The organism is Sporosarcina sp. FSL W7-1283 (assembly GCF_038003105.1).
Lineage (GTDB): Bacteria > Bacillota > Bacilli > Bacillales_A > Planococcaceae > Sporosarcina > Sporosarcina newyorkensis.
Map to the genome: position 1 here is coordinate 787,134 of NZ_JBBOOL010000001.1, position 24,682 is coordinate 811,815.

At 43.4% G+C, this 24,682-nt stretch carries 25 protein-coding genes; 22 read left to right on the forward strand and 3 right to left on the reverse strand.

All coding sequences use genetic code 11. The features are described 5' to 3' along the window. Nucleotides 1-299: 299 nt before the first annotated feature. From MKY93_RS03700 to MKY93_RS03735, 8 genes are all read left to right on the forward strand, one after another. Nucleotides 300-1,292, forward strand: coding sequence for a LacI family DNA-binding transcriptional regulator (locus MKY93_RS03700; RefSeq protein ID WP_340758291.1), 993 nt, complete (start codon nucleotides 300-302; stop codon nucleotides 1,290-1,292). After that, nucleotides 1,292-2,179, forward strand: a complete 888-nt coding sequence (rbsK, locus tag MKY93_RS03705; protein ID WP_078817145.1) for a ribokinase — start codon at nucleotides 1,292-1,294, stop codon at nucleotides 2,177-2,179. Before MKY93_RS03700 ends, rbsK begins: the two co-directional genes overlap by 1 nt. After that, nucleotides 2,176-2,565: a D-ribose pyranase gene (rbsD, locus tag MKY93_RS03710; RefSeq protein ID WP_340758292.1), complete on the forward strand. Its 390-nt coding sequence runs from the start codon at nucleotides 2,176-2,178 to the stop codon at nucleotides 2,563-2,565. Before rbsK ends, rbsD begins: the two co-directional genes overlap by 4 nt. A gap of 16 nt (nucleotides 2,566-2,581) precedes the next feature. Beyond that, nucleotides 2,582-4,078, forward strand: coding sequence for a sugar ABC transporter ATP-binding protein (locus MKY93_RS03715; RefSeq protein ID WP_340758293.1), 1,497 nt, complete (start codon nucleotides 2,582-2,584; stop codon nucleotides 4,076-4,078). Between the two features lies 1 nt (nucleotide 4,079). Next, entirely contained in the window at nucleotides 4,080-5,006 is a 927-nt protein-coding gene (rbsC, locus tag MKY93_RS03720) for a ribose ABC transporter permease (RefSeq protein WP_078817363.1), read from the forward strand. 15 nt (nucleotides 5,007-5,021) lie between these two features. Then, nucleotides 5,022-5,951: a ribose ABC transporter substrate-binding protein RbsB gene (rbsB, locus tag MKY93_RS03725; protein ID WP_340758294.1), complete on the forward strand. Its 930-nt coding sequence runs from the start codon at nucleotides 5,022-5,024 to the stop codon at nucleotides 5,949-5,951. Between the two features lie 466 nt (nucleotides 5,952-6,417). Further along, entirely contained in the window at nucleotides 6,418-6,846 is a 429-nt protein-coding gene (locus MKY93_RS03730; RefSeq protein WP_078817149.1) for a hypothetical protein, read from the forward strand. Between the two features lie 240 nt (nucleotides 6,847-7,086). Further along, entirely contained in the window at nucleotides 7,087-9,003 is a 1,917-nt protein-coding gene (locus tag MKY93_RS03735; protein WP_340758295.1) for an FUSC family protein, read from the forward strand. 97 nt (nucleotides 9,004-9,100) lie between these two features. Here the strand turns inward: MKY93_RS03735 and MKY93_RS03740 are convergent, their stop codons facing one another. Both MKY93_RS03740 and MKY93_RS03745 read right to left on the reverse strand, forming a co-directional pair. Beyond that, nucleotides 9,101-10,027 (reverse strand): glycine betaine ABC transporter substrate-binding protein, encoded by a 927-nt coding sequence (locus tag MKY93_RS03740; protein WP_340758296.1) that lies wholly within the window; start codon nucleotides 10,025-10,027, stop codon nucleotides 9,101-9,103. A 197-nt stretch (nucleotides 10,028-10,224) separates the two neighbouring features. Further along, a complete protein-coding gene (locus MKY93_RS03745; protein ID WP_340758297.1) occupies nucleotides 10,225-11,139 on the reverse strand; it encodes an NAD(P)/FAD-dependent oxidoreductase in 915 nt (304 codons plus the stop codon). Nucleotides 11,140-11,327: 188 nt separating this feature from the next. Between MKY93_RS03745 and MKY93_RS03750 the strand changes: the two genes are divergently transcribed. After that, nucleotides 11,328-12,056 carry a DUF6612 family protein gene (locus MKY93_RS03750; RefSeq protein ID WP_340758298.1) on the forward strand — a complete coding sequence of 243 codons (729 nt, stop codon included), beginning with the start codon at nucleotides 11,328-11,330 and terminating at the stop codon, nucleotides 12,054-12,056. Between the two features lie 139 nt (nucleotides 12,057-12,195). Here the strand turns inward: MKY93_RS03750 and MKY93_RS03755 are convergent, their stop codons facing one another. Continuing rightward, a complete protein-coding gene (locus tag MKY93_RS03755; protein WP_009766012.1) occupies nucleotides 12,196-12,762 on the reverse strand; it encodes a GbsR/MarR family transcriptional regulator in 567 nt (188 codons plus the stop codon). 195 nt (nucleotides 12,763-12,957) lie between these two features. Between MKY93_RS03755 and MKY93_RS03760 the strand changes: the two genes are divergently transcribed. From MKY93_RS03760 to MKY93_RS03820, 13 genes are all read left to right on the forward strand, one after another. Continuing rightward, the gene (locus MKY93_RS03760; RefSeq protein WP_078817154.1) at nucleotides 12,958-14,208 is read left to right on the forward strand and encodes a quaternary amine ABC transporter ATP-binding protein; all 1,251 of its coding nucleotides are present in this window, start codon (nucleotides 12,958-12,960) and stop codon (nucleotides 14,206-14,208) included. Next, nucleotides 14,201-15,052, forward strand: coding sequence for an ABC transporter permease (locus MKY93_RS03765; protein ID WP_009766010.1), 852 nt, complete (start codon nucleotides 14,201-14,203; stop codon nucleotides 15,050-15,052). Before MKY93_RS03760 ends, MKY93_RS03765 begins: the two co-directional genes overlap by 8 nt. A 237-nt stretch (nucleotides 15,053-15,289) precedes the next feature. Further along, entirely contained in the window at nucleotides 15,290-16,516 is a 1,227-nt protein-coding gene (locus MKY93_RS03770) for an acyl-CoA dehydrogenase (protein ID WP_340758299.1), read from the forward strand. Further along, a complete protein-coding gene (locus MKY93_RS03775) occupies nucleotides 16,513-17,283 on the forward strand; it encodes an SDR family oxidoreductase (protein ID WP_009766008.1) in 771 nt (256 codons plus the stop codon). Before MKY93_RS03770 ends, MKY93_RS03775 begins: the two co-directional genes overlap by 4 nt. 99 nt (nucleotides 17,284-17,382) lie before the next feature. Continuing rightward, nucleotides 17,383-17,949 (forward strand): TetR/AcrR family transcriptional regulator, encoded by a 567-nt coding sequence (locus tag MKY93_RS03780; RefSeq protein WP_340758300.1) that lies wholly within the window; start codon nucleotides 17,383-17,385, stop codon nucleotides 17,947-17,949. A 59-nt stretch (nucleotides 17,950-18,008) separates the two neighbouring features. Then, nucleotides 18,009-19,067, forward strand: coding sequence for a phosphotransferase family protein (locus MKY93_RS03785; protein ID WP_340758301.1), 1,059 nt, complete (start codon nucleotides 18,009-18,011; stop codon nucleotides 19,065-19,067). Between the two features lie 11 nt (nucleotides 19,068-19,078). Beyond that, complete coding sequence (locus MKY93_RS03790; RefSeq protein ID WP_340758302.1) at nucleotides 19,079-19,831, forward strand: 2-phosphosulfolactate phosphatase; 753 nt, start codon at nucleotides 19,079-19,081, stop codon at nucleotides 19,829-19,831. 12 nt (nucleotides 19,832-19,843) lie between these two features. Beyond that, entirely contained in the window at nucleotides 19,844-21,493 is a 1,650-nt protein-coding gene (locus MKY93_RS03795) for a long-chain-fatty-acid--CoA ligase (protein WP_340758303.1), read from the forward strand. Between the two features lie 286 nt (nucleotides 21,494-21,779). Continuing rightward, a complete protein-coding gene (locus tag MKY93_RS03800; protein ID WP_246602496.1) occupies nucleotides 21,780-22,499 on the forward strand; it encodes an ABC transporter ATP-binding protein in 720 nt (239 codons plus the stop codon). Nucleotides 22,500-22,513: 14 nt separating this feature from the next. Continuing rightward, nucleotides 22,514-23,251 carry an ABC transporter permease gene (locus MKY93_RS03805; protein ID WP_340758304.1) on the forward strand — a complete coding sequence of 246 codons (738 nt, stop codon included), beginning with the start codon at nucleotides 22,514-22,516 and terminating at the stop codon, nucleotides 23,249-23,251. A gap of 54 nt (nucleotides 23,252-23,305) precedes the next feature. Then, complete coding sequence (locus tag MKY93_RS03810; RefSeq protein WP_009766001.1) at nucleotides 23,306-23,764, forward strand: LytTR family DNA-binding domain-containing protein; 459 nt, start codon at nucleotides 23,306-23,308, stop codon at nucleotides 23,762-23,764. Further along, the gene (locus MKY93_RS03815) at nucleotides 23,761-24,171 is read left to right on the forward strand and encodes a DUF3021 domain-containing protein (RefSeq protein WP_340758305.1); all 411 of its coding nucleotides are present in this window, start codon (nucleotides 23,761-23,763) and stop codon (nucleotides 24,169-24,171) included. Before MKY93_RS03810 ends, MKY93_RS03815 begins: the two co-directional genes overlap by 4 nt. Nucleotides 24,172-24,224: 53 nt before the next feature. Further along, entirely contained in the window at nucleotides 24,225-24,665 is a 441-nt protein-coding gene (locus MKY93_RS03820; RefSeq protein ID WP_340758306.1) for an SWIM zinc finger family protein, read from the forward strand. Nucleotides 24,666-24,682 lie beyond the last annotated feature (17 nt).

The window sequence follows — 24,682 nt, forward strand, 5'->3', positions numbered from 1 at the left end:
AGAAAGGTGCGGTGCATGGCTGGTTTGGTTCGTTGCAACTGGACTAATGTGCGGTCGGGAAGAGTTTTGGTTCGATCCGGCATGACTTTGGTTCGTTCCTATGCTACTTTGGTTCGGTACCACCCGAGTTTGGTGCTTTACGCGGCTTCTTATTTTCAGAATACCTCCCGAGTTTTCTCCACCACAACCAGCTTCCATCTTTGTTCGTTTCCTCTATTGACATCAAAATTCCCAGTTGATATATTATGTGTAACCGGTACCACATTGTATGAATGTGGTACCGGTTACACAAGACCAGAATGAAGGTGGAATGGTTGGCGAATATACGGGATGTTGCCCAGAAGGCAGGAGTTTCAGTAGCGACTGTTTCACGTTATTTGAATAATAAGGGCTATATTAGTGAAGAAGCGAAACGTGTGATTTCAGCGGCGGTTGAGGAGCTGAATTATCGACCGAGTTTAGTGGCGCGTTCGCTAAATACAAAGCAAGCCATGTTTATCGGATTGATCGTGCCAGACATCGTCAATCCGTTTTTTCCTGAGTTGGCTCGTGCAATAGAAGACGTGGCGCTAGAGTATGACTACACCGTCGTTCTATGTAATTCGGATGAAAAGATTGAGAAGGAAATTCATTATCTTAATACGTTGCAGCAAAAATATGTTGCGGGATTCATAGTGGCGGCGAGTCATGCAGAAACCTCCCATTATACAGATTTGAATGTTCCAATCGTCGCCATTGACCGTCGGATCCATCCGTCAATTCCTTTGGTGGCGACAGATAATAGAGAAGGTGCGCGTATCGGGACGGAGCATTTACTGGCGAACGGTTGTCGGAAAATCCTTTGTATGAAAGGACCATCTGGATTAGGCCCGGCAGATGATCGTTTGATGGGTTTTATGGATGCAGTAGAAGGCAAAGATATAGAAATAGAGGTAGTGGAAAGTCCGTTCCAATTTGATGCGTCGGAGTCGATTGCACGGACTATTTTACAGCAACAGTCCATCGACGGTATTTTCGCGAGTAGTGATGTATCTGCAGCAGGCGCAATGAAAGCGGCCTATTCGCTAGGTATCTCTGTGCCGGATCAATTGCAAATTGTCGGATATGACGGCACGATGCTTGCTGGCCAGCTGACACCGAGTTTAACGACGGTGGCTCAGGACCTGTACCAGATTGGTGCGTTAGCATCCAGGATGCTCATTAAATTGATTGAAGGACAGGAACTGGAAGAGAGTGAAATTCAGATACAAGCTGAATTGATTATTCGAGGAACAACAAGGAGTGGAGCTTGATGATAACGGTGATCGGCAGTGCCAATATGGATTTAGTTGTTGGGACGGATAATTTCCCTACGCAGGGCGAGACAGTTCTCGGCGATATTTTTGATACAGTACCCGGAGGGAAAGGTGCGAATCAAGCGGTTGCGGCAGCAAGGCTTGGAAGCAGTGTCCATATGGTGTGCTGTGTAGGTGACGATATGTTCGGCAAGAGTATCGTAAGCAATTTGCAAAAGAATGAAGTCGATTGTACAGGAGTTGGCGTGGTAGACGGCGCTTCAGGGATCGCTAATATTTTATTGTCGGAAGGCGATAACCGGATCATCGTGGTGCCGGGTGCGAATTCATTGCTGACGCCGGCTCATATCGACGCGATGGACGAAGTCATCAAGAAAAGTAAAGTCGTTATGTTCCAGCTGGAGATTCCGATTCCAACCGTCATGTATGCACTGGAAAAATGCCGCGAATTCGGTGTGCCTGTTTTGATGAATCCGGCACCTGCCGGAGGATTCAAAGCGGAAATGTTGCCGTTCATTACGTATTTAACGCCAAATGAAACCGAGTGTGAACAGCTTTTCGGAGTCGATATGGTCGATGCGTTAGAGACGCATCCAAACCGATTGATTGTGACGCTCGGCAGTGAAGGGGCGCGTTATTTTGATGGGCAGCGACATGTGATCGTGGAAGGTTTCAAGACGAAAGCTGTTGACACGACAGGAGCAGGGGATACATTCAACGGTGCGCTTGCTCATGGCATCGTCGAAGGAATGGATCTTGAGCGAGCTGTTCGTTTCGCCAATGCAGCGGCTTCGCTGTCCGTGGAAAAGTTCGGTGCGCAAGGCGGAATGCCCGCTTCTGAAGAAGTGGAAAAACGTATGGAAGAAGGATCAGAAGTACAATGAAGAAAAACGGAATGATCAATCGTGAACTAGCGGCAGTGCTTGCGAGAATGGGACATACCGATCAATTGACGATCGCAGATTGCGGTCTTCCGATTCCTGAAGGCGTGCCTTGCATCGACTTGTCTTACAAGCTTGGAAAGCCGGGTTTCACAGAGGTTTTATTCGAATTGCTGAAGGATTTTGAAGCGGAGAAAGTGTATATCGCGGAAGAAATGAAAGCCGAGAATATTGAGATATATGAAGAAATGGAACGAGTAGGAAGCCCGTTCACCGAGGTTTCTCACGAAGAACTAAAAGAATTGTCCAAACAGTCCAAGGTCATTATTCGTACAGGAGAAGCGACACCGTATGCGAATTGTATTTTGCAGTCAGGCGTCATATTCTGAAAGTGGGTGAGCAGAGATGATTGCGATGAGTGGAATTTCAAAAAGCTTTAATGGAAACAAAGTGTTGGAAGACGTCCAATTTGAAGTGAAAAAAGGCGAAATCCATGCGCTCATGGGTGAGAACGGAGCAGGTAAATCCACAATGATGAAGATTTTGACCGGCATTTATTCGCGTGATGCGGGAGAAGTGTGGGTCAAAGGAGAGAAAGTGGAGTTCAAGAACGCAAAAGAAGCAGAAGAAGCGGGCATTGCGGTCATTCACCAAGAGCTAAATATTCTACCGGACTTGACGGTGGCGGAAAACTTTTATTTAGGTAATGAGCAGACGTTTGGCAAGAGCGGTATCTTAAAGACGAAAGAAATGAACCGGCAAGCTGAAGAGATTTTATCCAAATTGGGACTCGATATCGATGCACGTACGGTCACGCGCGAGCTTTCTGTCGGTAAACAGCAGATTATAGAGATCGCAAAGGCAGTTTCATCCAATGCAGAAGTGATTATCATGGATGAGCCGACTGCTGCTTTGACCGATCGGGAAATCGAAACGTTATTTGAGACGGTTCGTTCATTGCAGGCACAAGGAGTGTCGTTCGTTTATATTTCGCATAGGATGGAAGAAATTTTTGCGATGTGTGATCGAATCACGATTTTACGGGACGGCCAGTATGTCGGTGTACGGAAAATTAAAGAAACGACATTTGAAGAAATTGTGCAAATGATGGTAGGCCGGGAATTAGGGGAACGGTTCCCTAAACGGTCACATGATATCGGCGATGTCAAGATGAAAGTGGAAGGTTTGACGCATGACGGATTTTTCGAAGATGTGTCGTTCGAAGTGCGCAAAGGTGAAATTCTAGGCATTGCAGGTTTGATGGGTGCAGGCAGAACAGAAGTCATCCAATCCATATTCGGGTATAGGAAACTGACTTCCGGCCAGATTTTTATTGACGGCAAACCGGTAACAATCTCAAATCCTTTGCAGGCAAAAAAGCTTGGCATTGGATACGTCACAGAAGACCGGAAATCAGAAGGACTGATTTTGGATTTCTCTGTAAGGGACAATATGAGTTTGACGAATTTTGATCGCATTTCCCAATCAGCAATTATCCGGAAGGGGAAAGAAAATGCGCTTTACGATATGATGTCGAAACGGTTGCGCGTTCGAACATCCGGTCCTGAACAGGCAGTGAAGTCGTTGAGTGGCGGCAATCAGCAAAAAGTCGTCATTGCGAAATGGTTGGGGATCGAGCCGGATATTTTGTTTTTGGATGAACCGACAAGAGGTGTGGATGTCGGAGCAAAGAAAGAAATTTACAGCATTATCAATGAATTAGCTGAACGGGGAGTGGCGATCGTAATGATTTCATCTGAATTGCCGGAGGTCATCGGTATGGCGGATCGCGTCTTGGTCATGCATGAAGGTCAGTTGATGGCGGACATTCCGAAAGAGGACATGACACAAGAACGGATTATGCATTTTGCAACAGGAGGTGACAAAGTTGTCCAAGCCTAATATGAAGGGGTCGTTACAGAAACTAGGTCCAGTAATTGGGCTGCTTCTGATCATTGTTATTATTTCAATTATGAGCCCAAGCTTTTTGACACTGAATAACTTATTTAATGTGCTGCGTCAAGTGTCCATTAATGCCTTGATTGCGTTCGGGATGACGTTTGTTATTTTGACCGGCGGTATTGATCTATCGGTCGGATCCATCCTGGCTTTAACAGGTGCAGTGACGGCAGGTATGATGTCGGGCGGTATGGATCCGTTGCTTGCGATGTTGCTTGGCGTATTACTCGGTGTGATACTCGGAGCGATCAACGGTTTGATTATCGCGAAAGGGAAAGTCGCACCATTTATCGCAACACTTGCAACGATGACGATTTTCCGAGGGCTGACACTTGTCTATACAGAAGGACGCCCGATTTCAGGTCTAGGGGATTCTGCAGTCTTCACAATGTTAGGCAAAGGATACTTTTTCGGTATTCCGGTACCGGTCATTACGATGTCCATCACCTTTGCGGTACTCTACTTCATTTTAAAGAAGACGACATTTGGCCGCCGAGTTTATGCAGTGGGCGGTAATGAAGAAGCGTCACGTTTATCTGGTATTAATGTCGATCGAATTAAGATTTATGTATACTCATTGGCAGGTGGTTTGACTGCAATCGCTTCGTTGATTCTGACGTCGCGTTTGAATTCAGCTCAGCCGACTGCAGGGAATATGTTTGAACTCGACGCGATTGCCGCTGTTGTTCTTGGCGGGACAAGTTTGACTGGCGGACGAGGCTGGATTGTCGGTACGTTGGTCGGTGCGTTGATTATCGGTGTTCTGAACAATGGTCTGAATTTGATTGGTGTATCTTCTTTCTTCCAACAGGTTGTAAAGGGTGCAGTAATATTAATTGCGGTTCTCTTGGATCGTAAAAAAACAGCATAAGGAGATGTATACAGAATGAAGAAAATGAAATGGGCATTACTTATGGTAGTCGTTTTAGTATTGGCCGCTTGTTCTACAGAGCAGCCGGGTTCGAAGTCCTCGTCAGATAATGGGGATGCAGGAAAAGATGGAGACAAAGAGTTTAAAATCGGTCTTTCCGTTTCAACTTTGAATAACCCATTCTTCGTGACGTTAAGTGAAGGGGCAAAAGAGCAGGCGAAAGAATCAGGAGCGAAAATCATCGTAGTCGATGCGCAGGACGATGCGTCTAAACAAGCAAGTGACGTAGAAGATTTAATTCAACAAGGTGTCGATTTATTGATCATCAATCCGACAGATTCAGAAGCTGTTGTTTCTGCAGTGGAATCTGCGAATAATTCCAATATCCCAGTAATCACAGTAGACCGTAGTGCTGAAGGCGGAGAAGTTGTTTCGCATATTGCATCAGATAATAAAGCAGGCGGTGTATTGGCTGGAGAATATTTGCTTGAATTGTTAGGTGAAAATGCCAAAGTCGCTGAACTCGAAGGGATTGCAGGATCTTCAGCAGCTCGTGACCGAGGAGAAGGTTTTAACGAAGCAGTCGACGGAAAAGTAGACATCGTAGCAAAGCAAACTGCGAACTTCAACCGTGCGGAAGGTTTGACTGTAATGGAAAACATTCTGCAAGCAAACCCAGAAATTACAGGCGTGTTCGCTCATAATGACGAAATGGCGTTAGGTGCTTTGGAAGCAATCCAATCTGCTGGAAAAGATATCGTTGTCATCGGATTTGATGCAACAGACGACGCAGTCAAATCAGTAAAAGACGGCAAGCTGGCAGCAACAATCGCACAAAAACCTGAAGAAATCGGGAAGAAAGCAATGGAAGCCGCGATTGCCGCATTGAATGGCGAAGATGTGGATGCGGATATTCCAGTTGATTTGGAATTGATTAAGGAATAAATAGTGGATTAAAAGTACTCTCTGGCCGTCCGAACGGCTGGGGAGTTTTTTGATTGGATTTGATGTGAAATAATTGTTCAAGAGATTGAAAGGATATTCTATACGAGTCGTAACCTAACAGAGAGTATAGGAAGAAACTGCTGTATGAGCGTTTGGAATGGTTTTATGATCGAGTTCATTGTATTTATGATCGCTTGGGGTGTATGTATGAGCGGCTGAGGGGCAGATATGATCGGACCGTGGGGATTTATGAGCGTGTAAAGTTGTTTTATGATCGCGGGCAATCGAATGAGACAATAAATGTAGCTTTCGAGATGCAATTTTGTATAAATCCTAGACCTACGCAGGAAGTAGGTAGTTACGAATCAAGTGAAACAAGAAGTACTGGCATCATTTGTCATTACCAATTAACTAACAACGCTCACCTGAAATCGTTTATACTAGATAGAAGAAGGAGGAGTTTACCTTGAAAGCAATAAAAATACTCATCACAACAGTCGTCCTTATAGCTGCGATCGGCTATGGTGTATATTATTTCGGCAGCAAGCTCGTCGCGGATGAAGTGATGGATCAAGTGGAAGCAGAACTAGAAAGTAATGGTCAACTCGAAGCGATTAAGCAGGAAGTACGGAATGATCCCGAGCTCCAAGCATTTATCGCGGAAGGAAAAAATATAGATGATCGCAATTTGCCTTTTAAAACCAAAGATCAGGCGGTGCGTGTTTTAGTAAAGAAATTTAGTGTGAGCGAACTCGCTGAACTCCAATCCAAGATGAAAAGTGGCTTATCTGCGGAGGAAAAGCAAGAGTTGCTCTCTCGGTATGAAGATAGACTTTCCGAAGATGAATTATTGGCTTTGAAAGTGTTGGCTTACAAAGAGCTGGCGAATGAATAGTTTTAAATAGACCCCGACTTTGAAAGAGTTGGGGATTTTTTGTGCAAAATAATTGGATTTGTCGTTTGATGGTTGGGTATCCTGTTTTGAAGATTGTCGATTTGTTTTGGGCAGTTGAGTGTAGGTTATGACCGCAAAGTTGTAGAAGAGTTAAGAAGGTTCAAAGCTCTACATTTTACCTTAAACAACTTTAATGTTAAAATACTTTACGACGAAAAAAGATGGAAGAAGTGAGTGTAAATGAAACTGACTAAAAAAATGATCCTGACGAACACCTTACTATTCATCTTCATCCTTGGATTTGTTCTCGGTTTTGGTGCAGTGTTCGGCAGTGAAAATATTTTAATTGGTGTGTCGACGATTACCGCGATGTTGATGTTGCTGGAAAGAGATTTGACGAGCCATCCGATTAGAAATACCATGAAATTTGTTGTATTGAACCTTTTCATCGGTATAGCCGCATTCTTAACAGGTTTCAATATGTGGCTGGCGATTCCAATCAACTTCATAGCGATGTTTGTCATTAGCTATTCGTTGTTGTTTAATTTGAAAAATCCTCTCTACTTTCCTTTCTCCCTTCAATATGTATTCATTTTAGCCATGCCGGTAGCTGCAGATCAAATGCCTCTTCGACTGGCTTCTCTCGCTTTTGGTGCGCTTGCGATCATGGGTATGCAAATGCTGGCGAACAAAAACAGAATCACGAAGAGTGGCGATCAAAAAGTCCAGACGATCTGTACAGCCTTGATTGAAAAGATGAGGCTCTTGCAAAAAGGTGAACCGCTCGAAGAAATTACTGAACAAATCACCAGTGATATTAGCGGTTTGCGAGGTATTGTGTACGATAAAAGAGAAGAAAATTACTTTTTGACTGAAGAGGGACGTTTGAAATTAAATATTTCCGTTGCACTGGAAAAAATTGATATTCTGCTCGATGAAATTTCCGAGGAAGAAATGCGGGAAGTTATGCTGCAAGATATCATACAGTGTCTTGAATTGGCTATCGATGGCTTGCAAGATAAAGAAACGATGACTTTATTGGAAGATACCTTTGACCAAATGCTGCATAAATATAAAGCGGAACGTAATCATAATATAGTTGTGTTGCGCATGCTCAATCATATTGGTTTCTTAAAAGACAATTTGGCTGAATTAAGTAACTTAGGCAAAGAGCACTATAACGTTGTCAAAAGGTTAGAACAAATTCCGCAGAAATTCCAAAAGTTAACGATTAGTGAAACGCCAAGTCATACGAATTCAATCAAGCTGTCGTACGCGATTCGAATGGCGGTTGGAATCAGTCTTACAGGATTCATGATAGACTTTTTTGATCTAGTGGAAGGTCGCTGGATGATGTTCACGGTATTGTCTGTTATTATCCCTCTGTATGAACAATCTCAAAAGAAGATGCGCGACCGTATATTTGCGACGACAATTGGAGCTGTTGCCGTCACTATTTTATTTATGATATTTCAAAGCTATACAGCTCGTTCCGTCTTGCTTATGATGGCAGGTTACTTGATGAGCTATGTTAAAGCGTATCGATATAACACAATCCTCGTTACATTCTCTGCAATCGGCGCAGTGGCTTTGGTCACGGGTACGACAGAGGTGTTGACGTTGGAACGAGTTGCGTTCGTAGTGGCAGGAGTTATTTTGGCCTTGCTTATCAATAAGTTTATTCTGCCGTATAAACTGGAGGACGCGAATCGTGATTTATGGTCAATGTACAATGATACGGTCCATGAAATGTTAGTGGAAGCAAAAGAAAAAGTGAAGGGGGGCGGTGATCAGCATGCCATCAAAAATTTATTATTAATCACTACGATGGTTGAGGATCGACTGAAGCTGAATAATCAAGATACCCAAAGTACAGATGGAGTTGCATGGCTAAAGCATCAGCGGCGGGCTGCAAATACTCTTTATGAACTATATGGATGGATCGACCAACATGGCTTGCAGGAATCCAATATCCCAGCCGTCAATATGGGTCTGCAGGTCCTTTTAGAGGAGTCGATCCAGGAGACTGGTCTTCGACAGGCAATTGTGGAAATGGAACAAGTGATTCACTCCACTCCAAGAATAGAAGATCGAATGGTGCTGAGCATGATTTTGGAAGTGATGGAGGAAAAGTACTCCGCTATGCTGACAAGGTAAATAGTTTTACAATGTTTATAAACTTTTCTAACATTGAATGAAAATCCCCCGGCGTAAACAGTTCATCTGTCCATGCCGGGGGATTTTATTTTGCTTATTACTCTTTCAAATCTTCAATTGAATTAATTTCCATATAGGTTGGTACGACTAGACCGATTTTCACATCTTCCATGCTTACACCGATATCGTCCAGTTTGTCTTCAAACTTTTCCATATATGTTGCATGTGTGATTGGCAACCAGCCTGCAAGCAATACATCTGCACTGCCATCAGCAACTGCTGTGTACATTGGACCTGCTTCGACTTGTGACATTTCAACTTTATACCCCAAGTCTTCCAATACAAGAGCCATCATATTCGTGCTTGCAACTGTACTGTCCCAAGCTACGTATACAAATTTAATCGTATCGCCGTCTACTTTTTCTACACCGTCTGTCCACTCAGCAACTTTGTCTTCATTGGCATCGATCCAGTTTTGAGCTGCTACTTTTGGATCTTCTCCGTCAATGATTTCCACCATGATTTCAGCCATATCTTCTTCTGTCCAGTGGAAGTTTTTCAGAACTTGGTAAGCTTCCGGTAAGTCTTCTTCTAGACCAAGACGTCCGATTGTGTGAATTTCTTCCGCCCCACCGTAAGAACCTTCTGGATCTTCAAGGTATTTAAGATCATATTTTGCGAATTTCCAGTGTGGAGACCATCCTGTTACGATGATTGGCTCTTCTTTGTCATACGCTTTTTTCAATGCTGCCGTCATGGCTGCGCCTGAACCTGTAACAACGTCCCACTTTTCTAAGTTGTAATCTTCAAGTGCACGGTCCGTTGCTTCCATGATGCCCGCGCCTGGGTCGATTCCTGTAATCTTGTAGTCTACTGCTTTACCGATGGATTCTGTTGCGCCTGTTGCGTCTTTGTCTCCGTCAGTTTTTGATGTGTCCTCATTTTTGTCGCCGCCACATGCAGCAAGACCTACTGCTAATAGAGCGACTGAGCTGAATCCTAGAACTTTCTTTTTAAATGACACGATACAGTTCCTCCTTGTATTTGGTTGCAAGTGAGATGGACGTTTTGTTGTCCAACGTCTGTATAGTATGTACAACCTTTTTGTTTCCGCTGTCATAGCGAACCTTTACTAGTATAACTGTAATATGTTTGCAATACAACCGTTTTACCTATATTTATTGTATGTACAGTTTTTACTGTACAAAGTGTCTGATCTATTTAATCGAAAAATTCATTCGTCAAATCACCATTCATTCCGATCGCCGCCGCGCTGCCTGTGCCCGCTGCAATAATTAATTGAGATGGGACAATATGTGCTGCGTCGCCTGCTGCATAGACGTTCCATACACTGGTGCGTCCATATTCATCGGTTGAAATTCCTCCATATTCATTACGCTCACAGCCTAGTTCTGCTGCAAATTGGTTAGGGTGGCTCCAGAGTGGGGAGGCGAATCCGCCGGTGCGGTCGATGAGTGTGCCGTCTTCCAGTCGAATGCTTTCAAGTTGTCCGTTTTTTCCTTCCAGTCCTGCGATCATGTCGTCTATGATTTGTATTCCTTTCGCATTAAGTTTTTTGCATTCTTCCGCTGTAAGCTGACCTTCGCCGTTTGTAAAGACGATCAAATCACGGCTCCATGTATAGACTTCTGCTGCAATTTTGAAGACATTCTTATCCGCAATAACGGCGAGAGGCTGATCGCGAAGTTCCCAGCCGTCACAGTAAGGGCAGCTGAATATGGATGTTCCGTAGAAGCGTTCAATATCCGGGATATTTGGTTGTTCGTCCTGTAAACCGACTGCCAATAAAATTTTCTGACTGCGAAAGATTTTTCCACCCGCCGTCCTTAATTCATAATGTGTCTCGTCTATTCTCTCAATGGAAGCAATTCGCTCATTGTGAAACTCAACGGAAGGGTAATTCGCAATTTCCTCTCGGGCGAGTCGTCTTAATTCAGCAGGCTGGATGCCGTCTCTTGTTAAAAAACCATGTGCTTCCCGTGTCACTCGATTCCGTGCATGGTCGTCATCAAATATAACCGTTTTTCGTCTCGCCCGACCGAGTACCAGGGCTGCGCTCAATCCAGCGGGTCCACCGCCAATAATTGCACATTCATAAAGCATATCGTCACTCATTCCCTTTCTTGTCATTATGCTTCTTTAATTCCCCGATATACATGCAGCAAACTAAGAGAGGTGGATGGAGGTACTGCATTTCTCAATGAAGGGGTCAAATGATAGGTAATGTTCAGTGGGCATTCAGGCACTTTCGATAAATTAGGAAAACGCTATACTATGAGAAAACTGGTTTAGGAGGAAGAAGAATGAAAAGTATTAGTAGATTACTGATGTTAGTTCTTTCCGCCATCGTACTCAGCGCTTGTGCTGAATCGGCAGATAACCTGACGATGCAAGAAGTCCAAACACGTCTGGATCAATCACCGGAAGAATTGAAGAGTTATGAAATCGACATGGCGTTGACGGTGCTTGCGAAAGATATGGCAAAGGGAGAGCAGAAACAGGTTAACAAAGGGAAAATACAATACGTCGACAAGGAGTCGCCTGATTTCCATGCATCGTACGTAACAACAACGGATGGTCAGCTGAACGATACGAAAGCAGAAGTTTATAAAAAAGCAGAAGTTGTATTGGCTAATGAAAACGGAGGAAGGTGGGAAGATGTTTCAGGTCAATATACAGAAGAAGAATTGTTAAATGTCCAATACGAAAAAGTGATCGATCGACTCGGAGAAGTCAAAGAAGAATTGGCAATGAAAGAGAAGGACAATGAATATATTTTTACATACGACGGAAATGACCAAGACTTTTATAAAGTATTTCAGGAACTATTTAATATGTCGTTTAAAGGTGTCGATTCATCGAATATCGCTTCAAAGCTCGAAGTAAAGATTGCGAAAGATCATATGAGATTGAAAGAGTTCCATTATGAAGCAGAAGGGAAAAATCCTACGCAGTCTGTAACGATTTCCGTGGATTTGAATTATGGGAAGGTGAATGAGGCGGAGGAAATCATGCTGCCTGAGGTGGAGTAAATGGGGGATTGAACAAGTAGCTTTTGCTTCCTACACCACATGATATGTATAAAGGAGTGATTAAGCATTCCACTTACCATAAAACGGTAGTGGAATGCTTTTTATTATTTGAAAACCGCAAAAGCCTAAGCTCTCACGGTCATTTACCCTCTTGTATATCGTCTTTTCGTGGTACCAGATCAAAAATATCATGATCTTCAAATGCATCGACCAGACGATCTAGCCATTCATAATAATCTTGAACGTATCGAAGCTTCTCTATGTCTCTTTCTACCATTAGTTTCAAATCATCTGTAATGGATGGATCGGCTGCCAGCTTGTTTAACTCGTTCAATGACTTACGGATGGTGGTGGAATAAAGAGAGATGGAGCGCCGCCATTTGATAGAGAATAAGTCGATGAAGCTTTGATACCAATCGTCTTTGACTTGGTATAAGTCTTTACGGACGCCTCGTTTCCATGCGCGTTCCACTAACTTCAAATCAGATAGGGCGCGGACGGATGTACTCATGCTGGTTTTACTCATCCCGAGTTCTTCTGTCATGTCATCCAATGTCAACGGATCGTCATGGAAAAACATCGTGCCATATTGTCTACCTGCAGATGGAGTCAGGCCGTATAGATGTATGTTTTGCGCGATTGTTTCGATAATTCGCTCGCGTGATTTTTCAAGTTGTTCTTTACCGTCCATAAAGTGTACCTCCATTAAAATACTGAGGATGGATTTCTCCCCGATTGCTAATATAGCGTATTATATTTGACGTGTAAAAGCAATATTTAGATGAAAGTTTGTACAGTTTTTACTGTATAAACAATTAATTTAGGTTAAACTGTTGTATTGCAAAACTGTTACGTCTATAATAATAAAGTCAAGTTTTTAGAAAGCTAGGGAGTTGTCCACATGAGTGATCAAGAAATGACAAAGAAAATTGAAGTACAAGGTACGACGAAAATATTCGGAAAGAATACGAAACGTGCCGCGCAATTACTGAACGAGGGGAAGTCCAAGAAGGAAATTTTACAAGCGACGGGCGCGACGGTCGGTGTAAAAAATGCTTCATTTGACGTCTATGATGGAGAAATCTTCGTTATCATGGGCTTGTCAGGAAGTGGGAAATCGACACTTGTACGCATGTTGAATCGTTTGATCGATCCGACGATGGGGAAGATATTGATCGATGGAAAAGATATTGTGGAGATGAATAAGGAGCAGTTGCGTGAAGTTCGCAGGAAAAAAATCGGCATGGTGTTCCAGAACTTTGCATTGTTTCCGCATAAGACGATACAGGAAAATACAGAATATGGATTAGAAATTCAAGGCATCGCAAAGGAGACGCGACAAGAAAAGGCGAAAGAATCCTTGCGATTGGTAGGTTTGGCAGGTTATGAAGAACAATATCCGAATCAACTCAGTGGCGGGATGCAGCAACGGGTAGGTCTAGCTCGTGCGCTTGCAAATGACCCGGACGTGTTGCTAATGGACGAAGCGTTTAGTGCGCTTGATCCGTTGATTCGTAAAGATATGCAAGACGAATTGTTGCAACTTCACCATGACATGGGGAAAACGATTATTTTCATTACGCATGATTTGGATGAAGCGTTGCGAATTGGAGATCGAATCGCACTCATGAAAGACGGCGATATCGTCCAGATCGGAACGCCGGAAGAAATTTTGATGAGTCCGTCCAATGAATATGTCGAGCGTTTTGTCGAAGACGTCGATTTATCGAAGGTATTGACAGCATGGCATATTATGAAGAAAGCGGACACAGTGCAAGTCGATCGAGGTGCCCGCGTAGCCTTGCGCTTGATGAAAAAGTTAAGCATTTCTTCTATTTATGTAGTGGATAAAGGGAACCGTTTGCTTGGTGCTGTCACTGCACAAGATGCACTTACAGCGACAGAAGAAGGAAAGCTCCTAGAAGATGTACTCATTCGCGACATTACGAAGGTTTCACAAGATACAGTATTGACAGATTTATTCGATACGGTTTCGACTGCCTCCGTTCCAGTTGCGGTAGTGGATGAAAGAGAACATCTGCAAGGAATCATTATCCGAGGTGCGTTAATTGGCGCGCTTGCTGGAAATGGACAGTTTATTAATAACGATCCTGTTGCAACGGGAGTAAACGAGGTGACGGATCATGAATAATTTATTACCAAGATTACCATTTGCTGATTGGATCGATGACGGAGTAGATTGGTTGGTCGACACGTTCGGCACAGTATTTGATGGTATTTCTGCTTTCCTAAAAGGTACCGTTGAAGGTGCGGTTACGCTAATGGATTTAGTACCTTCCATTTTGCTGGCAGTCATCTTTGCAGTGATTGCTTATTTCTTGTCGACACGTGGTATCGCGTTGTTTACATTGATTGGTTTGTTGTTCATTGACTATTTAGGTTACTGGTATCCAATGCTTCAAATGCTCGCTCTCGTTCTGACTTCGGTCGCGATTGCGTTACTCATCGGGATTCCGTTAGGTATTTGGGGTTCTCAACAAGCAACGGTGAAGAAAATCATCAATCCGATTCTCGACTTGATGCAGACAATGCCGGCATTCGTTTATTTATTGCCAGCGATTTTCTTCTTTAATATCGGTGTCGTGCCCGGGGTTGTGGCATCTGTCATTTTCTCCATGCCGCCGACAATTCGTTTGACGATGCTCGGAATCGAACAAGTGCCAAAAGATTTAATCGAAGCAACAGAAGCATTCGGTTCTAAAACATCACAGCGTTTACTGAAAGTGCAGATTCCATTGGCTAAATCCACGATCATGGCAGGAGTCAACCAAAGTATTATGTTGTCACTATCGATGGTCGTCATCGCGTCCATGGTTGGTGCACCGGGTCTCGGAGAAGAAGTGTATCGTTCCGTTACTCAGCTGAAAACCGGTAAAGGTTTCGAAACAGGATTGTCAATCGTCATTGTTGCGATCATCCTGGACCGGATTACACAACACGCAGGTAATCGGAAGAATAAAAAAGTAGCGAAATAAGATGTGAGAATAGCTGTCCGGAAAGTCTTTGAAACAAGACTTTCTGTGGCAGCTTTTTTCATGTCTAGTTTTTGCTCATCGATCAAACGGCGTTAAACTCGAAACAGGAAGTGTTTGGCTCGTTGCAGGCACTTAGTATTTAAATTGAGACTTGCTAGCTTCGAACTAATCTAGTATACTCTGAATTAATATTCTGAACATACCAACTGGTCAGTATAGAAAGGGAGGCAGGACTCAATGAATTTTTCGTATTCAGAAAAAGTAGTACAGCTGCAGGAACAAGTGAGTCAATTCATGGAGGACTATATTTATCCAAATGAACATGTGTTTCGCAGTCAGCTTGTTGGTCAATCCAATAGATGGAGTGCAGTCCCACCTATAGTGGAAGAATTAAAAGTGAATGCTAAGGAGCAGGGCTTGTGGAATCTGTTTCTTCCAGATCACGAACAAGGTGCGGGTCTGACCAATTTGGAATACGCTCCGCTGTGTGAAATTATGGGAAGGTCTTTTTTAGCGCCTGAAATTTTTAATTGCAGTGCACCTGACACAGGCAATATGGAAGTGTTGGCGCGCTATGGTTCGGATGAGCAAAAGAAGCAGTGGCTGGAACCTTTATTGGCAGGGGAAATTCGTTCTGCCTTCGCAATGACGGAAAAAGAAGTTGCTTCGAGTGATGCGACGAATATTGAGTCACGAATTGAGCGAGACGGCGATCAGTATATTTTAAGCGGAAGAAAATGGTGGACATCAGGTGCAGGTGATCCACGTTGTAAAGTGATGATTTTTATGGGGAAAAGTAATCCGGATGCCCCTAAGCATGAACAGCAGTCAATGATTTTAGTGCCAATGGATACAGAAGGTGTAACTGTCAAAAGAATGCTTCCTGTTTTTGGTTACGATGATGCACCGCATGGTCACGCTGAAATTCATTTTGATAATGTCAGGGTCCCCGTAACGAATATGTTGTGGGGGGAAGGAAAAGGATTCGCTATTGCGCAGGGCAGATTGGGACCAGGCAGAATCCATCATTGCATGCGTTTGATCGGAGCAGCTGAACGCGCAATTGAATTAATGTGCAAACGGGCGTCAGAACGAGAAACGTTTGGCAGAAAGATTGCCGACCATGGTGTAGTGCAACAATGGATTGCGGAATCCCGTATGGATATTGAGCAGGCACGTTTGTTGACGTTAAAGGCGGCTTATATGATGGATACGGTTGGAAACAAAGTTGCAAAAGCAGAGATTGCCATGATCAAAGTGGTAGCGCCAAATATGGCTTTGCGAGTCATCGATCGTGCGATTCAAGCATTTGGCGGAGCAGGAGTCAGTGATGATTTCCCGCTCGCTTACCAGTATGCGGGTGCACGAACACTGCGGATCGCAGACGGTCCGGATGAAGTGCATGCGCGACAGATTGCACGATTGGAAGTGAAAAAGTACAGACAAAGGGGAGAAGAACTATGAGCATTTTGGATTTATTCGCATTGACAGGTAAAACAGCGATTGTCACTGGAGGAGCTCGCGGGTTAGGCGCCCAGATTGCAGAGGCATTTGCAGAAGCGGGAGCTAATGTGGTCATTTGTTCACGTAACGCCGAAGCGTGTGATGAGATGAGTAAGAAGTTAAAAGGGATGGGCGTCGATTCCATCGCGTTGCCGTGCGATGTGACACAGCCTGAAGATGTAAAGAGAGTAGTGGAGCAGACTGTCAGACATTTTGGCACGATTGATATTCTGGTTAATAATAGCGGGGCAAGCTGGGCGGCACCGACTGAGGATATGCCGTTGGAAGCTTGGCGAAAGGTGATGGATGTTAATGTCACAGGAACTTTCCTGATGAGTCAAGAAGTGGGGAAAGTCATGATTGGTCAGCGAAGTGGAAAAATTATTAATATCGCTTCGATTGCAGGGTTTGGAGGAACGCCGCCGTTTATGCAGACGATTGGTTATAATACGAGTAAAGGCGCGATCATGACGCTGACGAAAGATATGGCGGTCAAATGGGGACAGCATCAAGTGAATGTCAATGCGATCGCACCAGGGTTTTTCCCGACAAAAATGTCGAAGGTTTTGATTGAGCATGGAGAGAAAATGATCATGCAAAGTACGCCACTCGGCAGGCTTGGAAATGATTCAGACTTAAAAGGTGCTGCACTGTTTCTGGCATCCAAAGCGTCTGATTATGTAACGGGCGATATTTTGACAGTTGATGGCGGAGCACATGCTTTTTGACTTTTATCTTCATTCGCCCCGTCCCGATAAAGGAAGATTTACATCAAAATAATGTGCTATAGTATGTAAAAACGACATTATGAGGACTGGGGAATTGAAATGAAAGAAAAAATTACGCAAGCAAGTATTTTATTATTTGAGCAAAAAGGATTCAGCCAAACGTCGATTCAAGACATTGTGGATTCGATCGGTGTGACAAAAGGAACGTTCTACTACTATTTTACAAGTAAAGAACAATTATTGATGGAAATTCATTTAGATTATATTTCAGACTTGTTGAATCGGCAACAGTCGATCATGGAAAATGAGAAATTAACCTACCAAGAGAAATTAGAAAAAGTGATCGTTTTATTGATCGCAGATATTCAAGATAAAGGTCCGAGCGGGCGGGTCTTTTTCCGTGAGATGCGGCATCTTGTAGAAGAAAATGTAGAAACGATTGACAAACAGCGGGATTTATTTCGCTTGAATATTGAACAGTTGGTTGCGGATGGGATACAAGCCGGTGAATTCCGTCCAGAGTTACGCGCAGATATTGTGGCATTCGGAGTTCTTGGGATGGCGAATTATAGTTATAACTGGTTTAATCCTTCGGGCGAAATTTCCGTAGAGCAATTGAGCAAACTCTTTTCAATGATTTTATTCGATGGGATTAAGAAACCCTAAGCTGATTCTGTCAGCATGTAATTAATATACCTACTGGTTAGTATGAAGGAGGAGTTAGTATGAGCGATGCTACTACAATTGAAGTTCGAACAGGGGAAGAATTGAACAGGGAAATGCTGCAGACATTTATTCAACAGCAAATTCCACAGGCTCCAAAAGGAGAGTTACAGATTCGCCAATTCAGTGCAGGGCATTCCAACTTAACGTATCTCCTGCAAATTGCGGATTGGGAAGCCGTGTTAAGAAGGCCGCCACTAGGACCGGTAGCACCGAAAGCTCATGATATGGAAAGGGAGTATACGATTTTATCCAGCTTGCATCCGTACTTCCAGCCAGCACCAAAGCCTTATCTGTTTTCAGATGATGAAAGTATTGTCGGCAGCCCGTTCTTCATCATGGAACGTAGGAAAGGAATCGTCCTGGATACCAAGTTTCCGAATGAGGTAACGTATACTCCTGAGCTCGGACGGAAAATATCACAACTCATGGTGGAACAGCTCGTTCATTTGCATCAAGTAGATTACAAGAAGACGAAACTTGCAGACATGGTGAAACCAGAAGGCTTTATGCAGCGCCAATTGTCGGGGTGGATCGGACGGTATGAGCGAGCGAAAACAGATGAGGTTCGAGGTGTTGCGGAGTTGACGGACTACTTGACGAAAAATGTACCGAACTCTGCTGCACCGACAATTATTCACTATGATTATAAATTGAACAATGCGATGTTTTCGCATGACTTTTCAGAGATGACCGGGTTGTTTGATTGGGAAATGACAACGGTTGGCGATCCATTGGCAGATGTCGGTGCAGCGATGAGTTATTGGATTCAGCCAAACGATCCTGATCTTTTGAAGAAGGGGCTGGGGGCTCCTCCCATTACTGTGCTGGATGGATTCTTTACGAGAGATGAGTTTATTCAAATGTATGCAGATAAAAGTGGCAGAGATGTGGGGTCGATCGACTATTACTTGACGTTCGCTTATTTCAAGTTGGCGGTGATTTGTCAGCAGATTTATTACAGGTACCGTAAAGGGCAGACGACTGATCAGCGCTTCGCCAAGTTTAATGTTTTTGTCGAGAATTTAATTCAGTATGCGCTGATCACTGCGAAAAAATAAGGGGCGAAATAATGAAAGTTCACGTACTTTTAAAGAAGGAAGAACTGGACGAAGCGCTACTGGATGCTTCAAAAACAGTCGTCGTGTTCGATATTTTATTGGCAACATCCACGATATCTGCCTGTCTGTCTTTTGGCGCGCGTGCTGTCGTTCCCGCTGAAACAGCTGAAGAGGCGCAGCTGATTGCACAAAAACGACAAGATGAAGCGGTTTGTTTGGCCGGTGAATCGAACGGCTTACCGATTACAGGATTTGTCTACCCGCTTCCGCTGGCGCTTCAGCACGAAGTAAAAGGGAAAACGCTTATTTTAGTAACTACTAACGGAACGGTCGCGATTCGAAAAGCCGCGAAGGCGGGGAAAGTTTGGATTGCATCTTTGCTGAACAGTGAAACAGTGGCACGAAAAGTATCGGAAGAATACAAAGACGAAACAATTTTGCTCGTTTGTGCAGGGTCAAATAATAAGTTTTGTTTGGAGGACTTTTACGGTGTGGGTTATTTTCTGTCGCAGTTAGCCGTGAAAACGGGAGGAGCAACACTTGAATTGACCGACAGTGCGCGGGCTGCAAATTTATTCTACGAAAGTCAAAGCAGCAATAGCCTGTCCATATTGAAAAACACCCGCGTTGGAGAGTCGTTGATGAATATGGAGTTCGAAAGGGAACTTCATTTCGTCAGTCAGAAGAGCCTGATAGAAACAGCACCTTATTTATTTGAAAATGAAATAGTTTGCGATAGTTTTGTAAGCGTATACAGATCTTGAGGAGTGAAAAGAATGAAACATACCGCGCATTTTGACTATTGGCCGAAAAGAGTTGCGAAGACACTTACAGTTCCCGAGACGACAATTTACGATAATTTGGCGATCACAGCGAAGAAGTATCCGAACAAATCAGCCTATGAATTTTATGGCGGATCTGCAACGTACGGTGAATTATTAGGTGAAGTGGATCAAGTCGCCGGTTATTTGGAACATTACTGCCAAGTAAAAAAAGGGGATCGGGTATTGCTGCTTATGCAAAATTCCCCTCAATTTCTGATCAGCCTATTTGCCATCCTGCGGGTACGGGCAGTCGCTGTGGCGATCAATCCGATGAGCACGACGGAAGATCTGCAGTTTTTCTTGGAAGACGGAGAAATCCATTTGGCGTTCGTCGGGCAAGAACTTTATCCGAAAATCGAGCCGCTTATCGGCACAACGATGCTTAAAACTGTGATAAGTACAGCCTACTCGGAGTATATAATAGAAGAAAGAGCCTTGGGTATCATCCCGGACGTGGTGAAGGCACCCGTACAGCAATTAGCGAAGACCATCTCCTGGAAAGCCGCATTGAATTCCGGAAGCACACCGTCAGCTTACGAGGGGAAAAGTGACGATATGGCGATGATCCCTTACACATCCGGAACGACGGGTACACCAAAAGGATGTATCCATACCAATCGTACCATTCAGGCTAATACGACGGGTTCCTATCACTGGATGACGATGAGCCCTGATACTGTGACGTTGACCAGTTTGCCTCTATTCCATGTCACGGGACTTACGCACAGTGCTTTGAATCCTATTTTAGCAGGCAGTGAGATGATTATTCTGACGAGATGGGACCGTGACTATGCAATCAAAGCCATGGAGCATTTCAAAATTAGTCACTGGATTAATATCAGTACGATGCTCATCGATTTCCTTGCGAATCCGAAGCTAGCGGAATATGATATTTCGTCATTGGAATTGGTTGGCGGGGGAGGAGCCACGCTGCCTGTTGCTGTCGGAGAAAAACTGCGGCAATGGACCGGGCTTGACTATGTGGAGGGGTATGGATTATCCGAGACCATGTCGCACACGCATTTTAATCCTCCAAACCGGCCGAAACTTCAGTGTCTTGGCATCCCTGCATTTGGGGTCGATGCCCGAATTATTGATCCGGCAACCGGTGCCGAACTCGGGGCAGACGAAGAAGGCGAGCTGGTGGTCAATGCACCTCAGTTATTTAAAGGTTATTATCACAGGAAGGAAGAGACAAAAGCCAGCCACATAGAGCTTGGCGGCCAACAGTTTTTCCGTACAGGCGATATTGTGCGTATGGACGACGAAGGCTACTTCTATATGGTAGATCGAGTCAAGCGGATGATTAACGCGGCAGGTTATAAAGTATGGCCCACGGAAGTAGAATCCATCCTCTACAAGCATCCGGCGATTCAACAGGCATGTGTAGTCCGCTATCCGGATGAAGTGCGCGGTGAAACAGTCAAGGCGTTGATCATTCTTAACGAAGAATACAAAGGAAAAGTCACGGACGATGAAATCATTGAGTGGTCAAAAACTCAGATGGCAAGCTATAAGTATCCGCGAATTATTGAATTCCGCGACAGCTTCCCTACCACAAGCAGCGGAAAAATTTTATGGAGACAGCTGCAGGAAGCGTGAGTATTATTGAAGAATTGTTGATATATTTTCAGGCCAGCCCCCAATCAAAAATTTGATTGGGGCTGCTTTCATTGAAGCTGAATTGAAAAAGTAGACTGAGCCAAACCCGTGTCAGTCTAAGCTAAACACATATCATACCAAACCAACTTCGCACATCTATGCCACTCACCTAACAAATCCTGCAACTGACATTCAAAAATGTACCACTCACCCAAATCCGGCTGACGTTTTATTCGCCAGTTCGTATACTAAAAGTACAAAGAGTGAACGAATGGAGGAAAACATAATGACTGTGGTCGAGGCGCAAGACGTTCGAAAATCATTTGGATCATATGACGTATTGAAGGGAGTAGAGTTTCAGGCAAATGAAGGGGAAATTGTGGCGGTCATTGGGAAAAACGGAGCGGGGAAGTCGACTTTTTTGGAGATGCTCATGACGATTCAAACACCGGATGCAGGAGGTATTCATCTATTCGGCAAGGAGTTGCATTGTCTTTCCATCAATGAAAAAGAGCAGCTGAGAAAACAAATTTCTGTCGTACTGCAGCCAACACAGTTTTATAAAACGATGAAAGTCTATGAACTGCTGAAACTATTTCAGTCCTATTATGATTCCACTAAAGATGTCAATCAGGTATTGGCGGAGTTTCATCTTGAACCGTATCGTCGAACCTATTTCGATAAGCTTTCGGGTGGGTGGAAGCAAATTGTCAGTTTGGCGATTGCGTTCATGTCGCAGCCTAGGCTGTTGATTTTGGATGAACCGACAACAGGGTTGGACCCTCATATGCGCAATATGCTGTGGAATTACATTACGGACTACAATAAAAGGATGGGTGGAACGGTCATTTTAACAACTCATAATATGGATGAAGTGGAGTTGTACTGTGATAAGGTGATGTTGCTTAACAATGGCATAGCAGAGGTGCTTGATACCACGGAACGGATTTTGGAGCGCGGTTATCGCTCAATTCATGAGTTTTATTTACAAAATGTGACGGTTTAAGGGGGAGATTAGACATGTTAGCTACACAACTAAAATACGATTTATTAATGTTTTGGAGAGAAATTTTCTATGTGGTGTTTACGATTGTCGTGCCGCCCGTATCGTATCTTTTCATGGGACAGTTATTCGGAGAAGCTACTTATGATGGAAGTTTGAATTATGCTGAGACTTATACACCATCATTCATTCTACTCATCGCGTTTGGAGTTATTTTTTTCGCTTTCGGATTTGAACAAGTAACGCACCGGACAACAGGCATCGAAAAGCGGATTACACTGACACCCGTGCCGAAGCGTATGCTTTTGTTGTCTGCTATTTTGAAATCCATTATTTTAACGAGTCTCGGCTATTTCCTTGTATTTTCTATTGGCGCATTGGTATATGATCTGCAATTTCATTTGATAGACTTTCTTGCTTCTTATGGATTTTTCATTGCAATGAACGCAGTACTTCTCGTCTTATCTTCAGCTATTTATTCATTTTTCACAAATCAAAATAGTGCACTTGTCTTCTCTATCGCTATTTTTCAACTAGTCATGATTTCAGGAGGCTTTACGATGCCGATAGAGTTGATGCCGAAATTCGTGCAAACAATTGCAGATTTCAATGTGATCTATCATATGAATCAACTTTTTATTGCGATATGGAATGGGCAGCTGGAATGGACAGGGGAAACGATTCTATCAGGTAGCTTCATTGCCATTGTCTTCGTACTCAGCTTGTGTATTCTTCGTCTGCAGCAATCGAAATAGTACAGACAATTTGGAAAGAAACGTTTACACTATTGTCGGGAGGGGTTTCTCGAAATGAAAGTTTTCTTGAATATCGATAGTGCAAATAAAGGGACAACAGTCACCATTGAATGCGAAGAAATGAATCAATCGATCCAAGAAGTTTTGGACTTTTTAAAAGGACAGGAACTGGATTTTATCGTAGGTAAGGATGGAGAGATGCAGCATATCTTAAAGCCGGCGGACATCCATTATTTTCACGCAACGTCATCTGGAGTTGCTGCCGTCACTGCAAATGGTTCCTTTCTAGTGAAAGAAAAACTATATGAATTGGAAGCCGTTTTACCATCAAGTCGTTTTATTCGGCTCTCTAAATCGGTCATTGCCAATCTCCATGAATTGAGCCGTTTCGAAGCTTCTTTTAACGGGACACTGGCAGTATACTTTAAATCTGGGACGAAAGAATATGTTTCAAGAACATACGTCAACGGGATCAAGGAAGCGCTTAAAATGAAAAGGAGGAGTAAGGAATGAACTCTTTTTTATTCCGCAGTATGATTGGTATTTTCTTTGGTGGTTTCCTGGCAGTCGTCATTACAAGTTTGGCCATATATGTAAGCGATCTTGAAACACTAAAAGCAGATGTGTTCGTCAAGAATGCTCTAGGTACGATTTTTTGCGGTTGGTTTTTCGGTGTCACCCCACTTTATTTTGAAAATGAAAATTGGTCACTGCTGAAACAGACTTTGTATAACTTCATTACCGTGCTGATTCTTTACTTTATCACTGCTTTCGGTATCGGCTGGTTTACTTTTACGGCTAAGAGCTTTTTGACATTTACAGGTCTGTTTTTGGGACTGTACATTGCCAGCTGGATTGGATTTTATTTGTATTATTCGAATGAAGCGAAGAAGCTGAATGAAGAGTTGAAAGAGTGGTAGAATTCCAACATAGATGTCCATGAAAATGAATAAACCTTTAGAAGCAGCGACTTATGAATATTTATCAATTCGAAGAGCATGTGAATCAGAAGATTGTGACGCGGGGTTGGAACTATTTTTGTGATGGTCGTGTCAGTTCTTCCCGTAAACGACAAGAAGGAACGTATACTTTCTTTATTTTGGGCAGTGAAAAATATGAAGTAATTGTAACCATAGGTGATGAGGGAACGATTTTGTTTTTATCATGCAACTGTCCGTATGACTATAGTTCTGTTTGTAAGCATGAGGTGGCAGCTTATTTTGAGCAATTGGATGGTAAGACTCCGCCTTCTGCCACACAATGGGTGGAAGTGACGGATGATCCTTTCACAGAAATGCTTCAGACGTTATCGAATGAAGTATTGATTGAGATCGTGAGAGATTTAACAGAACGAGATGAGGTATTGAAACGACGCTTATTGGCTGTTTATTCGAAGGGAGAGGGAGACGTCTGAGAGGGATTGAACAATTA